This window comes from Streptomyces sp. NBC_00247 (assembly GCF_036188265.1).
Taxonomy (GTDB): domain Bacteria; phylum Actinomycetota; class Actinomycetes; order Streptomycetales; family Streptomycetaceae; genus Streptomyces.
The window spans coordinates 2,666,053-2,679,330 of sequence record NZ_CP108093.1; the positions used below are offsets into that span (position 1 = coordinate 2,666,053).

At 72.1% G+C, this 13,278-nt stretch carries 10 protein-coding genes and 1 pseudogene; 3 read left to right on the forward strand and 8 right to left on the reverse strand.

Translation table 11 applies throughout. From position 1 onward, the window contains the following. Positions 1-204: 204 nt before the first annotated feature. Positions 205-2,421, reverse strand: coding sequence for an MMPL family transporter (locus OHT52_RS11075; protein ID WP_328719972.1), 2,217 nt, complete (start codon positions 2,419-2,421; stop codon positions 205-207). 122 nt (positions 2,422-2,543) lie between these two features. Then, positions 2,544-3,116, reverse strand: coding sequence for a TetR/AcrR family transcriptional regulator (locus tag OHT52_RS11080; RefSeq protein ID WP_328719973.1), 573 nt, complete (start codon positions 3,114-3,116; stop codon positions 2,544-2,546). A gap of 179 nt (positions 3,117-3,295) precedes the next feature. On the opposite strand from OHT52_RS11080, the gene OHT52_RS11085 reads away from it, so the two are divergent. Then, positions 3,296-6,856: a S41 family peptidase gene (locus OHT52_RS11085; protein WP_328719974.1), complete on the forward strand. Its 3,561-nt coding sequence runs from the start codon at positions 3,296-3,298 to the stop codon at positions 6,854-6,856. A gap of 171 nt (positions 6,857-7,027) precedes the next feature. Here OHT52_RS11085 and OHT52_RS11090 read toward each other — a convergent pair whose 3' ends face one another. The 4 genes from OHT52_RS11090 to OHT52_RS11105 all read right to left on the reverse strand — a co-directional run bounded on the left by OHT52_RS11090 (position 7,028) and on the right by OHT52_RS11105 (position 10,819). Beyond that, positions 7,028-7,219 (reverse strand): hypothetical protein, encoded by a 192-nt coding sequence (locus tag OHT52_RS11090; RefSeq protein WP_328719975.1) that lies wholly within the window; start codon positions 7,217-7,219, stop codon positions 7,028-7,030. A gap of 167 nt (positions 7,220-7,386) precedes the next feature. Next, a complete protein-coding gene (locus OHT52_RS11095; RefSeq protein ID WP_328719976.1) occupies positions 7,387-8,271 on the reverse strand; it encodes an SDR family oxidoreductase in 885 nt (294 codons plus the stop codon). Then, positions 8,268-9,215, reverse strand: a complete 948-nt coding sequence (locus OHT52_RS11100; RefSeq protein ID WP_328719977.1) for an alpha/beta fold hydrolase — start codon at positions 9,213-9,215, stop codon at positions 8,268-8,270. The genes OHT52_RS11095 and OHT52_RS11100 overlap by 4 nt, the downstream gene beginning before the upstream one ends. Continuing rightward, complete coding sequence (locus tag OHT52_RS11105; protein ID WP_328719978.1) at positions 9,212-10,819, reverse strand: flavin-containing monooxygenase; 1,608 nt, start codon at positions 10,817-10,819, stop codon at positions 9,212-9,214. Before OHT52_RS11105 ends, OHT52_RS11100 begins: the two co-directional genes overlap by 4 nt. 167 nt (positions 10,820-10,986) lie before the next feature. On the opposite strand from OHT52_RS11105, the gene OHT52_RS11110 reads away from it, so the two are divergent. Both OHT52_RS11110 and OHT52_RS11115 read left to right on the forward strand, forming a co-directional pair. Then, positions 10,987-11,646, forward strand: coding sequence for a MerR family transcriptional regulator (locus OHT52_RS11110; protein WP_328723694.1), 660 nt, complete (start codon positions 10,987-10,989; stop codon positions 11,644-11,646). Positions 11,647-11,678: 32 nt separating this feature from the next. Then, positions 11,679-12,167 carry a hypothetical protein gene (locus tag OHT52_RS11115; RefSeq protein WP_328719979.1) on the forward strand — a complete coding sequence of 163 codons (489 nt, stop codon included), beginning with the start codon at positions 11,679-11,681 and terminating at the stop codon, positions 12,165-12,167. Between the two features lie 126 nt (positions 12,168-12,293). Here OHT52_RS11115 and OHT52_RS11120 read toward each other — a convergent pair. Both OHT52_RS11120 and OHT52_RS11125 read right to left on the reverse strand, forming a co-directional pair. Next, positions 12,294-12,401 (reverse strand): annotated as a pseudogene (locus OHT52_RS11120) (NUDIX domain-containing protein); the annotation flags it as partial. Positions 12,402-12,422: 21 nt separating this feature from the next. Beyond that, positions 12,423-13,238 carry an exodeoxyribonuclease III gene (locus OHT52_RS11125; protein WP_328719980.1) on the reverse strand — a complete coding sequence of 272 codons (816 nt, stop codon included), beginning with the start codon at positions 13,236-13,238 and terminating at the stop codon, positions 12,423-12,425. Positions 13,239-13,278 lie beyond the last annotated feature (40 nt).

Consider the following 13,278-nt stretch of genomic DNA (forward strand, 5'->3'; position numbering starts at 1 on the left):
CGCCGGGCGCCGGACCCCTCCGCTTGAGCCCGCGCCCCCGCACGTACGACGACAAGCCCCCCGTGCCGCTCGCACGGGGGGCTTGTCGTCACACCGGCACCCGTCCCCACAGATGCCGGTGCGTCCGGGTGCCGCGCCCCGCTCAGGCGCGGCCCCGGAGTCCGGTGGGGCCGCCGGGCCGGTGGGCCCGGCGGCCGTCGGGGGTCAGACCCGGCTCAGCTCGCGTTCACCGCCGGCCGGGTCGCCGCCGTCGGCCGGGAGGTGCTTGCGCAGCCCCTCGCCCTCGACGTCGACGTTCGGCAGGACGCGGTCCAGCCAGCGCGGGAGCCACCAGGCGCGCTTGCCCAGCAGGGCGAGCACGGCGGGGACGATCGCCATGCGGACCACGAAGGCGTCGAAGAAGACGGCGATCGCGAGACCGAAACCGATCATCTTGATCATCGACTCGGTGGCGCCGATGAAGCCGCCGAAGACCGCCATCATGATGACGGCCGCCGCCGTGACCACGCGGGCCCCGTGCTTGAAACCGGTCTCGATCGCCTGGTGCGGGGTCTCGCCGTGGACGTACGCCTCCCGCATCCGGGTGACCAGGAAGACCTCGTAGTCCATGGCCAGACCGAAGACCACACCGACCATGAAGATCGGCATCATCGACATGATCGGGCCGGTCGTCTCCACACCCAGCAGCGAGGCGAGCCAGCCCCACTGGAAGACCGCGACGACCGCGCCGAGCGCCGCCACGACCGAGAGCAGGAAGCCCAGGGCCGCCTTCAGCGGGACGAGGATCGAGCGGAAGACCAGGATCAGCAGGAGGAAGGCCAGGCCGACGACGAGCCCCAGGTAGGGGATCAGCGCGTCGTTCATCCTCTGCGAGAAGTCGATGGTCATCGCGGTGGCTCCGGTGACCAGGACCTCGGCGCCGGTGTCGCTCTTGATGTGCTCGCCCGCGTCGCGGATCGAGTGCACGAGCTCTTCGGTACCGACCGAGCTGGGCCGGTCCTTCGGGATGACGGTGATCGTCGCGGTGTCACCGGCGGGGTTGAACACGGCCGGGGTGACGGCCGTGACATGACCGAGGGACTCGATCTCGTCGGTGACCTGCTTGACGGCGGTCTTGCCGTCCGAGCTGTGCCGGGTGTCGACGACGACCATCAGCGGCCCGTTGAAGCCGGGGCCGAAACCGTCCGACAGCATGTCGTACGCCTGGCGCTGCGTGGTGCTCTTGGGCTGGGAGCCGTCGTCCGGCAGGCCCATCTCCAGCGAGGTGGCCGGCAGCGCGATGGCGCCGAGGCCGAGGACGCCGACGACCAGGACCCACACCGGGCGACGCAGCACGAACCGGGCCCAGCGGGTCCCGCCGTTCGGCTTGGCGTCGGGACGGTTCGCGGCGGCGGCGGCCTTGCGCGCCTTGCGGCCCATGATCCGCTTGCCCGCGAAGCCCATCAGGGCCGGGACCAGGGTGAGGGCGATGAGGACGGCGATGACGACCGTGCCGGCGGCGGCGAGGCCCATCTTGGTGAGCATGGGCACGTTGACGACGGAAAGGCCCGCGAGGGCGATGACGACGGTCAGCCCGGCGAAGACGACGGCGGAGCCGGCCGTGCCGACCGCCCGCCCGGCGGCTTCCTCGCGTTCCCGTCCCTCGGCCAGTTCGGCCCGGTAGCGGGAGACGATGAAGAGCGCGTAGTCGATGCCGACCGCGAGACCGATCATCATCGCGAGGGTGGAGGTGGTGGTTCCCAGGTCCAGCACGTTCGCGAGGGCCATGATCGACGCGACGCCGATACCGACGCCGACGATCGCGGTCAGCAGCGGAAGCCCGGCGGCCACCAGCGAGCCCAGGGTGACGACGAGCACCACGCCGGCGAGGACGATGCCGATGGCCTCGGTGGCGCCGCCTTCGGCGCCGGGTTCGAGCGCGTCACCGCCGACGGCCACGGCCATCCCGCCCGCCTCGGCGTGGTCGCCCGCCTTCTGCAGGGCGTCCTTGGTCGCGTCGGTGAGGCTGGCGGACGGGTCGTCGTAGGAGACGGTGATGTACGCGGTCGAACCGTCCTTGCTCACGGCGTTGGCCGTGAACGGATCGGTCACCGAGGCGACCTGGTCGGAGCCGCTCTTCAGCTCTGCGACGATCTTCTCGACCTCGGCCTTGTTGGCCGGGTCGTTCATCTTCTGCCCGTCCGGGACCTGGAAGACGACCCGGGCGGTGGCGCCGTCGGCGTGGGAGGCGGGGAAGCGCTGGTCCAGCAGGTCGAAGGCCTTCTGCGCCTCCGTGCCCGGTATCGAGAAGGAGCTGGCCGCAGGGGTGGCCGCGGTGGCGGCACCGACCCCGGCGATCGCCAGCAGGGCGAGCCAGATGAGGGCGACGTAGCCCCGCTTGCGGAACGCGAGGCGCCCGATTTTGTAAAGGAATGTGGCCACGGAGGCGGACTCCCGGTCAAGTCGTGTGCGGGAAATTCGGCATGAGGAACCAGCCCGACGACGAGAGCGGCGTGTCAGGTGGAGCGGGTGGGGAGCGGACCGCCGGGGAGCGGCCGGGGACGTCAGACGCCGAGGGCTTGGAGGACCACGGAGTCGACATATTCGAGAAGGAAGGCCTGGTCGACGGGGCGGCCGTCGACCAGTTGCCGGGCGGCGAACGCACCGATCAGCATGTGGGGTACGTATTTGAGCGCCGGGTTCTCCGGATTCAGCTCGCCCCGCTCCACACCCCTGCGCAGCAGCGCGGCGAGACCGGAGAGCTCCGGCTCGACCAGCAGCTCACGCAGGGCCTGGTGCAGATCGGGATTGTCGTGGACGGCATGGCTCAGACCCCGCATCAGCGCGGAGTCCTGTTCCATGCGACAGTCGTCGGTACGGGTCACGACGGCGAGGAAGTCTCCCCGCACCGAACCCGTGTCGATGTCGGCCAGCCGCACCGGCTTGTTGTGCCGCATCGCAGTCACCACCAGCTCGGGCTTGCTCCCCCACTGGCGGTAGAGGGTCGCCTTGCTGGAGTGGGTACGGGCCGCGACGGCGTCCATGGTCAGGGCGTCGTAGCCGACCTCGCGGAGCAGGTCGAGGACGGCCGCGAACAGCTCGCTCTCGCGTTCAGGTGTGAGCCTGGTGCGTGCCATGGGCGCCGACCCCCTTCCGTACTCCGGTCCACGGCTCGCTCACAGGAACGAAACCGTTTCGTACACCTGAGCCTACGTCGGGCGGGAAGCGAAACGGGACCGTTTCGCTTGTGGGGTGTGCCACACGTTTCCCGCGTCACGAGTTGCCCCGGGCCCCGCGCACCGAAAGCATGGGTGGGGTGAGTGACGACGTCGCGTATCTCCGTTTCCCGCACCTCCACCAGGACTTGCTCTGTTTCGCGGCCGAGGACGACCTCTGGGTCGCCCCCCTCGCCGCGGCCGGGCACCGGCCGGGCCGCGCGTGGCGACTGACCGCCGACCGCACCCGGGTCAGCCACCCGCGCTTCTCCCCCGACGGCAGCCGCATCGCCTACACGACCTGGCGCACGCTCGACCCCGAGATCCACCTCGCCCCCGTCGACGGCGGACCGGCGCGCCGCCTCACCTACTGGGGGTCGACCGACGCCCGGGTCTGCGGCTGGACCCCCGACACCGGCGACGGCGCGCAGATCCTGGCCGTCTCCTCGCACCGCCAGCCGTTCTCCTACTTCTCCTGGGCCTACAGCGTGCCCACCGACGGCTCCCCCGGCGGGCGCCTGCCCTGGGGCCCGGTCTCCGACATCGCCGTCGCCGACATCGACGGCGAGCGCCGCACCCTCCTGCTCACCGGGACACCGCCGCACGAGCCGGCCGCCTGGAAGCGGTACCGGGGCGGTGCGACCGGACGGCTCTGGCTGCACGGTCAGCGGCTGCTGCCGGACATCGGGGGGCATCTCGACACCCCGATGTTCGTCGGCCGGCGGATCGCGTTCCTCTCCGACCACGAGGGCGTCGGCAACCTCTACTCCTGCCTGATGGACGGCACCGACCTGCGCCGCCACACCGACCACGACGCCTTCTACGCCCGCCACGCCTCCAGCGACGGCACCCGCGTCGTCTACCAGTGCGCCGGCGACCTCTGGCTGGCCGGCGACCTGGAGGACCCGGCCGCCACCCCCCGGAAGCTGGAGGTACGGCTCGGCGGCCCGCGCACCGGACGCCGTACGTACCAGGTGCCCGCCGCCAGCCACGTCGGCTCGCTCTCGGTGGACGAGACCGGCCGGGCGAGCGCGGTCAACGTGCGCGGCTCGCTGTACTGGCTCACCCACCGCGACGGCCCCGCCCGCACCATCAGCGACACCCCGGGGGTACGGGTCCGGCTGCCGGAGATGCTCGGCAGCGGCGGTCAGGTCGCGTACGTCACCGACGCGGACGGAGAGGACGCGGTGGAGATCTCCGCGCTGCCCCGCGCCACCGGCGACCGCCCCGTGCGGCGGCTCGCCTCCGGGCAACTGGGCCGGGTACTGGAGATGACCTCCGATCCGGAGGGCGAACGCCTCGCCATCGCCTCGGACGACGGCCGGCTGCTGCTCCTGGACACGACGGACCCGGCCGAGGCGGACGCCACCGCGGCGGGCACCCCGACGGACGGCGAACCGGCGGACGGCACCGGGCCGCCGGCGTCGGGGCCGGGCGGGTCCACCCGGGCGGACGTGTTCCGCGCGCGGGCCGAGGGGGTCGCCGAGCGGGCCGAGGCGGTCGAGGAGACGGCGGTGGCCGCCCTCGCCGAGACCTCGGGAGCGGGCCCTGAGCCTGCGGGCGGGGCACCGGACGCGGCGCAGGGAGCGGACACGGCCGGTACGACGGGTACGGCCGAGGAACCGGCGCCCCCCGCCGAGGTCACCGAGCTCATCCGCTCCGTCAACGGCCCCGTCCGCGACCTGGCCTTCTCGCCGGACGGCGCCTGGCTCACCTGGTCGCACCCCGGCATCGGCCGTTCGCTGCGGCAGATCAAGCTGGCCCGGATCTCCGGACCGGGCGCTCCGGTGATCGTGGACGTCACCAACGGCCGTTTCGAGGACGAGAACCCGGTGTTCACGGAGGACGGCCGGTACCTCGCGTTCCTCTCCTGGCGCGGCTTCGACCCGGTGTACGACGTCCACACCGGCGACCTCTCGTTCCCGCTGGGCTGCCGCCCGTACCTGGTACCGCTCTCCTCCGCGACCCCGTCGCCATTCGCGCTCTCGCCCGACGGCCGCCCGGCGGCGGGCGGCCTCGACCCGCTGGACCTGCCGGAGGCCGGTCCGAGCGAGGGGACTGCGCCGGTCACCGTCGAGTTCGAGGGCCTGGAGAACCGGGTGGCACCGTTCCCGGTCGCGGCCTCGAAGTACTCCGCGCTCCGCCCGGTCGCCGGCGGCGGACTGGTCTGGCTGCGGTGGCCCATCTCCGGGGCCCTGGGGGAGACCTTCGCCAACCCGGCGGACATGTCGGGCCGCCCGACGCTGGAACACTTCAACATCGCCAAGGCCCGCAGGACCGAACTCGTGGACCACCTGGACTGGTTCGCGGTCAGCGGCGACGCGACCCGGCTGGTCGTCATGGACGACGGGGAGTTGCGGGCCGTCCCCTCCAACGAGTCGGGCGACAGCGACTCCACCACCTATCTCGACCTGCGCCGCATCCTGCACGAGGTGGACCCGGCGGCGGAGTGGCGGCAGGCGTACGACGAGGCGGGGCGCATCATCCGCTCCTACTTCTGGGAGCCGGACATGTGCGGGATCGACTGGTCGGGGGTGCTCGACCAGTACCGTCCGCTCGTCGAACGCGTCTCCTCCCCCGACGAGTTCGCCGATCTGCTCCGCGAAGTCCTGGGCGAGCTGGGCACCTCGCACGCGTACGTCTCCCCGGCCCGCCGCAACGAGGGCCCCCCGCACTACCAGCGGGCGATCGGCCTGCTCGGCGCCAACCTCGTTTGCCGGGACGGGGCCTGGACCGTCCGGCGCGTCCTGCCCGGCGACTCCTCCGACTCCAAGGCCCGTTCCCCGCTCGCCGGTACGGGCATCCGGGAGGGCGCGGTCCTCACCCACGTGGACGGCCGCCCGGTCGACCCGCTCACCGGCCCCTACCCCCTGCTGACCGCGGCGGGCGGCACGACGGTCGAACTGACCTTCCTCCCGCCGGGCGGGCAAGGGCGCCCGCGCCGCGTCGCGATCATGCCGCTGGTGGACGAACGACCGCTGCGCTATCAGGACTGGGTGGCCAAACGCCGCGAGGTCGTACGGGAGTTGAGCGGCGGCAAGTGCGGCTATCTGCACATCCCGGACCTCGGCGGCTCCGGCTGGGCACAGTTCAACCGGGACCTGCGGATGGAGGTGTCCCGGCCCGCCCTCATCGTGGACGTACGCGGCAACGCGGGCGGCCACATCAGCGAGCTGGTGGTGGAGAAACTGACCCGCAAGATCCTCGGCTGGGACCTGACCCGGAACGCGCAGGCCGTCTCGTACGCCTCGAACGCGCCGCGCGGGCCCGTGGTGGCGCTCGCGGACGAGGCCACCTCCTCGGACGGCGACATGATCACCGCCGCGTTCCGGTTGCTGAAGCTGGGCCCGGTGGTCGGGCAGCGCACCTGGGGCGGGGTGGTCGGCATGACCGGCCGCCACCGGCTCGGGGACGGCACGGTGATCACGGTGCCGATGAACGCCGCCTGGTTCGACACGTACGGCTGGTCGGTCGAGAACCACGGCGTAGAGCCGGACGTCGAGGCGCTGCGCACCCCGCTGGACTGGGCGGAGGGCCGGCACGCGGTGCTGGACGACGCGGTACGCCTCGCACTGGAGCTGCTGGACGAGCGGCCCGCGGCGACGCCGCCGACGTACGACGCGGTCCCGGACCTGCGGAGGCCGCCGCTGCCCCCGAGGTGATGACCCGGGGCGACGTGAGCGCCGGGCGCGGGCCGGCCGGGCGCGCATCGCCCCGGGGCTCCCCGCCGCGCATCCTGCCCGCTCCGGGCACGCCGAAGAGGCGCATCCTGTCGTCCGGATGCGCCTCTTCCCAAGTACCCACCGGCCGGAGCCGGTCAGCACCTCAGGCCGTCAACGGTCAAAGCGCTCGCGGGCCTTGTCGGCCGCGTCGTCGGCGCGGTCGCGGAGACCCGACTTCTCGTCCTCCCGGTCGCCGGCGCCCTTGGCGCGGTCGCTCGCGGCGTCCTTGCCCTGGCCGGACTTCTGCTTGGCCTGGTCGGCGAGTTCCTGCGCCTTGTCCTTGAACTGGTCTGCGATACCCATGCTGTTCACTCCTGTGGGGTGCGTGGGGTCTGGGGAGACCGCCCGTGAGGAGCGGCCTCGCTCAGCCTCGCACGGCCGGACATACCGCGCATTTTGATCAACGACGCAGTGTGCCGACCGCCTTTCGACCAGCGCTTCGGCCTCCCGTCCGACCCGTTGCCGACCGGTCAGCGGCGGGGCGTGCGTGCCTCCGTGTCCGCTGCTCCGCCCGCTCCGACCAGCCCCTTGGGGATGGCGTCGAGCCGGGAGGCGAACCGTTCCATCTCGCGGGCCCCGACCGTGCCGATGAGCGTGGGCAGGTAACCCCGCACCGACTGCATCCCACGCAGCCACCACTGGGCGTAGACGTGCGAGGAGCGCCGCTCGATACCGGCCACGATCCGGTCGACCGCCGGGCCGAGCGGGTACGTCCGGTTGGCGGGCCAGGGCAGCCGGCCGCGCAGCTCCCGCATGACCTCGTCCTGGTCGGCGCCGCGCACCATGTCGGTGTCGGTCCAGGAGAGGTAGCCGACACCGACCCGCACACCCCGGTAGCCGACCTCGGCCCGCAGGCTGTGCGCGAACGCCTCGACGCCCGACTTCGACGCGCAGTACGCGCTCATCATCGGCGCCGGGGTGATCGCGGCGAGCGACGCTATCTGGAGGAAGTAGCCCCGGCTCTCCATCAGTACCGGCAGGAACGCGCGGCCGGTCACCGCGCTGCCGATCAGGTTGACCTCGATGACCCGCCGCCAGGCCACCGGGTCCGAGTCGACGAACGGTCCCCCGGTGGCGACCCCGGCGTTGGCGACGACCACGTCCACCTTGCCGAAGCGGGCCTTCACCTCCTGGGCCACCTGCTCCATCGCCTCGTGGTCGGTGACGTCCGCGTACCAGTGGGCGCTTTCGCCGTACAGCCGCTCCGAGACCTGCTTCAGCTCCTCCGGCTCCAGGCCGACCAGGGCGAGTGTGGCGCCGCGCGCGGAGAGTTTGCGGGCGAGCAGTTCGCCCACCCCGCGGGCCGCGCCGGTGACGACGACGACCTGTCCTTCGAGACTCCGACCGGCGCTCATACGACGTCCTCCTTCTCGTTCGTGGCGGTCCCGGTGAGGTGACCGGCGACAAGTTCCCGGATCTTCGCGCTGACGGCTTCCGGCGCTTCGAGCGGCGTCATGTGCCCCATTCCGGGCAGTTCGGTGAGACCGAGGAAGTCCGGCAGCGCCGCCGCCAGCGCGCGGGCGTGCGCGGGCGGGGTCATCCGGTCCTCCAGGCCCACCAGTACGGCGGCCGGCACCCGCAGCTCCGCGACTTCCTGGTCCAGATCGAGGTCCGAGAGCACGTGCCCCCAGGCGGCGCGGGCCTTCCGGGGACAGGCGTGCACGATGCGCGCGCAGACGTCCACCCGCTCGGGCGACGAACCGGGCCCCATGGTGGCGTACTTGAGCAGGGTCCGGGTGACCGGGCTGACCGGCCCCAGCGGGAGGGCCGCCCGCAGGAGCGCCCGGGTCCCGCCGGTACGCGCCGCCCCCGGCAGCGCGAACACCCGGGCCTCCTCCGCCAGCCGCCCGCTGCCGGTGCTGCAGAGCAGGACGGCGGCGGCGTGCTCCCGGAACCGGGGGCGGCGGGCGGCGGCCATCAGCGTCATCCCGCCCATGGAATGCCCCGCGAGCACCGCCTTGCGGCCGGGCGCGAGGGTGGCGGCGAGCACCGCCTCCAGGTCGTCGGCGAGGGCGTCCGTGCTGTGTCCCCCGGGACCCACGTCGGGGCTGCCTCCGTGGCCGCGCTGGTCGTAGGCGATGACCCGGTGGTCGGCGGCGAGATCGGCGATCTGGGCGGACCAGAACCGGGTGCTGCACGTCCAGCCGTGCGCGAGGACGACGGCGGGCGCCTCCTCGGGGCCGTACACCTCGACGTGGACGCGCGAGCCGTCGGCGGAGACGGCGAAGAGCGTCCGCCCGGGTACGGGCACGGGGCCCCCGGAACGCTGTCGTGGGGGTCGCGGGTGCCGTGTACTCATCGGTTGGCCTCCTCGGTCACGGTCCGGTCCGGTCCGGCGGGTTCGGTGCCCTGTGCCGCCTTCGGGGCCCGGGAGGGCTTCCCGGACCCACCGGACCTCTGGGCGACCACCGTAGGGGGCCGTACGGTCGCGGGGGCGCGGATCACGTCGTACTCCGCCAGATCGACTGACCTGGTGGCGCGGCGGAAGTCGGCCGTGGTACCGGGCCAGACGGTGGTGTTGCGGCCGTTCTCGTCCAGGTACCAGCTGGTGCAGCCGCCGGTGTTCCAGACGGTGCGCTCCATCCTCCGCTGGACGCGGTCGTTCCACCCGTCCACCGCGGCGGGGCGCGCGGCGAGCGCGGTGCCGGTGCCGAGCACCTTCAGCTGCCGCAGGTAGTCGGCCATGTAGTTCAGCTGGGACTCGATCATGAGGATCATCGAGGAGTTACCGAGCCCGGTGTTCGGGCCGATAATGGTCATCCAGTTGGGGAACCCGGCGGCGGTGGCGCCGCGCAGCGAGCGCATGCCGGTCTTCCAGCTCTCGGCGAGGGTGATGCCGTCGGCGCCGACGACCCGTTCGGCGATCGGCATGTCGGTGACGTGGAAGCCGGTGCCGAAGATGATGGCGTCGGCCTCGGTCTCCGTACCGTCCGAGGCGACGAGCGTCGATCCGCGCACCTCGGCGAGGCCGGAGGCCACGACGTCGACGTTGGGGCGGGCGAGCGCCGGATAGTAGCTGCTGGAGAGCAGGATGCGCTTGCACCCGATGCGGTAGTCCGGGGTGAGCTTGGCACGCAGCGCCGGGTCCTTGATGGCCCGCGCCATGCCCGCCTTCGCCAGGGACTCGATCAGGCCGAGCCCGTCGGGGTACTTCGTGAAGGCGCTGACCTGCAACTCCCTTATCCCCCAGAGCAGTCCGCGCCGGGCGGTGCCGGTGGCGGGGACGGTGCGGTGCAGCCACCGCTCGGCCTTCCCGATGGCCCGGTCGACGCGCGGCATCACCCAGGGCGGTGTCCGCTGGAAGAGCGTGAGGCGTCCCACCTCCGGCTGGATGGCGGGCACTATCTGGATGGCGGAGGCGCCGGTGCCGATCATCGCGACGCGTTTGCCGGCCAGGTCGTAGTCGTGGTTCCAGCGGGCGGAGTGGAAGACCTCGCCCGGGAAGGTGTCGAGGCCGGGGACGTCCGGCGTCTTCGGGTCGGAGAGGGGGCCGGTGGCGGAGACCACGACGTCCGCGACGATCGTCGTGCCGTTGGCGCACTCGATCACCCAGTTGAGCGCCTCGGTGTCCCAACGCATCACCGTGACCTCGTGGTTGAACCTGAGGTGCGGGCGGATGCCGAAGGTGTCCGCCACCCGCTCCAGGTACGCGCGTATGTGCTCCTGGCCGGAGAAGGTGCGCGGCCAGTCGGAGTTGGGCGCGAAGGAGAAGGAGTACAGGTGCGAGGGCACGTCGCAGGCGCACCCGGGGTACGTGTTGTCGCGCCAGGTGCCTCCCACGGAGCCGGCCCGCTCCAGGACGACGAAATCGGTGATGCCTTCGCGGCGCAGCCGGACCGCGGCCCCGAGGCCCCCGAATCCGGATCCGATCACCGCCACCCGTACGTGCTCGTGCTGGGCCATGCCGCCGCCTCCCGCGGTAGTCACACGACGTTGCCAGCAATCACTGGCACCTTTCGGAGGGTAGAGCAGGCCCGTACTGATGGGTAGAGGGCAGGACAGGGAAGTTACCGGCGGTACAACATAAGGTTCGCTCTGTGGCCGAAGGACATGAGCAACGCGAATACCGCATGGAGGAGCTGGCCCAGGAGGCCGGCATCACCGTGCGGACCCTCCGCTTCTACCGTGAGCGCGGACTCATCCCACCGCCCCGCCGCGAGGGCCGCATCACCTGGTACGACAGCCACCACCTGGCACGACTACGCACCATCACCGGCCTGTTGGAACGCGGCCACACCCTCAACGGCATCGCCGACCTCGCCGCCACCTTCGAGAGCGGACGCGACGTCGCCGAGGTTCTGGGGCTCGGCGAGCCCACCGAGGAGACCCCGGTCCGGCTCACTCCGGAGCAACTCGCCGACTACTTCGAGGGCGAAGTCACACCGGAGAACCTCGCCACCGCCCTCGATCTCGGCTATCTCGCCACGGACGGCGACGAGATCGTGCACATCAGCCGTCGCCTGTTGGAGGTATCGGCCGAACTGGTGAGCGAGGGCGTTCCGTTGGCCACCGTGCTCTCCACCGGCCGCCGTATCCGCGAGCACGCCGAGGCGCTGGCCGAGATCTTCGTCCGGGTCATCCAGGTGCACGCGGCGGACAGCCCCATCGAGAAACTCCGCCCGCTGGCCCGCGCGGTCGTGGACGCGGAGCTCTCCATGGCCCTGGACCGGCGGCTGCGCGAAAGCGACGACGCCCCCGACGGGCGGCGGACCGGCGCGGAAACGGAGTAGACAGCGGTGGGCGGGGAGCCCATGGTCACCCGGTGACCTACGACATCACGCTCGTACGGGTGGAACCGGGGCTGAACATCCAGAAGGCGCTCGACCGCCTCAACGCCGGCTACGACCCCGACGCCGAACCGCCCCCGTTCCGCCCCACCGACGCACACCGGGACGAGTGGGCCCGCATCCTGGACCGCGTCTCCCGGGAGGCCGGGGCCGGGGCCGTCGAGTCCACGGAGTACCCGTACAGCCTGACCCTGGAGACGTTCGGGCCGCCGGGGCGCGTCCAGCTCGACCACTGCGGGGAGACCGCCCACATCGAGGTCGCCCACCACCACACGGGGGCGGCGGCAGCGGCGATCATGGAGATCGCCTACCGCATCGCGCGCATCGTCGAAGACGAATGCGGTATGACCGGACACGACTTCGAGGTGGACCAGCCCACCCGAACCGGCGACCCCGCCAGAGCCGCCGCCCGCCTGAGCGGCGTCTCCGACTGGGCGCTCCGCCACGCGGGCCGGACCGGCTGACGCCCGCCGCAGCGGAGCGACCCAGGCAACGGCAGCCGTGCGCGGACGAGTTGGCACATATGCGGCCAGTGGATGCCCCTACCCCAAGTACGGGGTGGCGCGACGCTCCAGAAAGAGTCCGATCCGTAGCCGCTGCGTGTGGTGCATCGCCCCGCCAGGGAGCGCCCACAGGTCGTTGTCCCGGCGCCGCTGGAGAAGCAGGCGGCCGTCCGCGTCGGTGACAACGGCGGAGGCGAGGCTTTCCGCAGCCGCTTCCTACAGGTCGAACACTGCGGTCACGGGCGCGTGATCGCTCCACCGCGCGGCGTGGGCCGCTGCCCGCTCGACGTACGCCTTCACCGCGCGCCCCGCCAGGCGAGGCGAACTGACGATCAGGTCGATACGCCACCCGGCGTCGTTGTCGAAGGCGCGGCCCCGGTAGGACCACCAGGAGTAGGGCCCCTCCTGGTCCGGGTGGAGGGCGCGTACCACGTCCACGTACGCGGCCTCCTCGAAGACCCGGGTCAGCCACTCCCGCTCCTCCGGGAGGAAGCCGGAGTTCTTCCGGTTCGACTTCCAGTTCTTGAGGTCGGCCTCCTGGTGGGCGATGTTCCAGTCGCCGCAGACGACGACCTCGCGCCCCTCGGCGGCGGCGCGCTCCTTGAGCCCGACGAGGTAGGGGAGGAAGGCCGCCATGAAGCGCTCCTTCTCCTCCTGCCGCTCGGTTCCGACCTCGCCGGAGGGCAGGTACAGACTGGCGACGGTGACGCCCGGGAGGTCGATCTCGACGTACCGGCCGCTCAGGTCGAACTCCTCGGCGCCCTCGATCCCGAAGCCGCCGAAGCCGATCTGGGTGCGCTCCGGCGCACGCCGGGAGTAGAGGGAGACGCCCGCACGCCCCTTGGCGGCGGCCGGCGCGTGCACCACGTGCCAGCCCTCGGGGTCCCGTACCTCCTCGGGGAGCTGGGCCGCCTCGGCACGTACTTCCTGGAGGCAGACGACATCGGCCCCGGTCTCCGCGAGCCAGGGGACGAAGCCCTTCTTCGCGGCGGCGCGGAGCCCATTCACGTTGACGCTGGTGACGGTAAGCACCCCCCGACAGTACCCAAACGCGGGCCCGCACATATGTACG

What these genes read in the sequence shown, in the direction of transcription:
- OHT52_RS11080 (WP_328719973.1), bottom strand. Translation starts at nt 3,116, where the DNA reads ATGGCACGCACCAGGCTCACACCTGAACGCGAGAGCGAGCTGTTCGCG.
- OHT52_RS11090 (WP_328719975.1), bottom strand. Translation starts at nt 7,219, where the DNA reads ATGGGTATCGCAGACCAGTTCAAGGACAAGGCGCAGGAACTCGCCGAC.
- OHT52_RS11095 (WP_328719976.1), bottom strand. Translation starts at nt 8,271, where the DNA reads ATGAGCGCCGGTCGGAGTCTCGAAGGACAGGTCGTCGTCGTCACCGGC.
- OHT52_RS11100 (WP_328719977.1), bottom strand. Translation starts at nt 9,215, where the DNA reads ATGAGTACACGGCACCCGCGACCCCCACGACAGCGTTCCGGGGGCCCC.
- OHT52_RS11105 (WP_328719978.1), bottom strand. Translation starts at nt 10,819, where the DNA reads ATGGCCCAGCACGAGCACGTACGGGTGGCGGTGATCGGATCCGGATTC.
- OHT52_RS11110 (WP_328723694.1), top strand. Translation starts at nt 10,987, where the DNA reads ATGGAGGAGCTGGCCCAGGAGGCCGGCATCACCGTGCGGACCCTCCGC.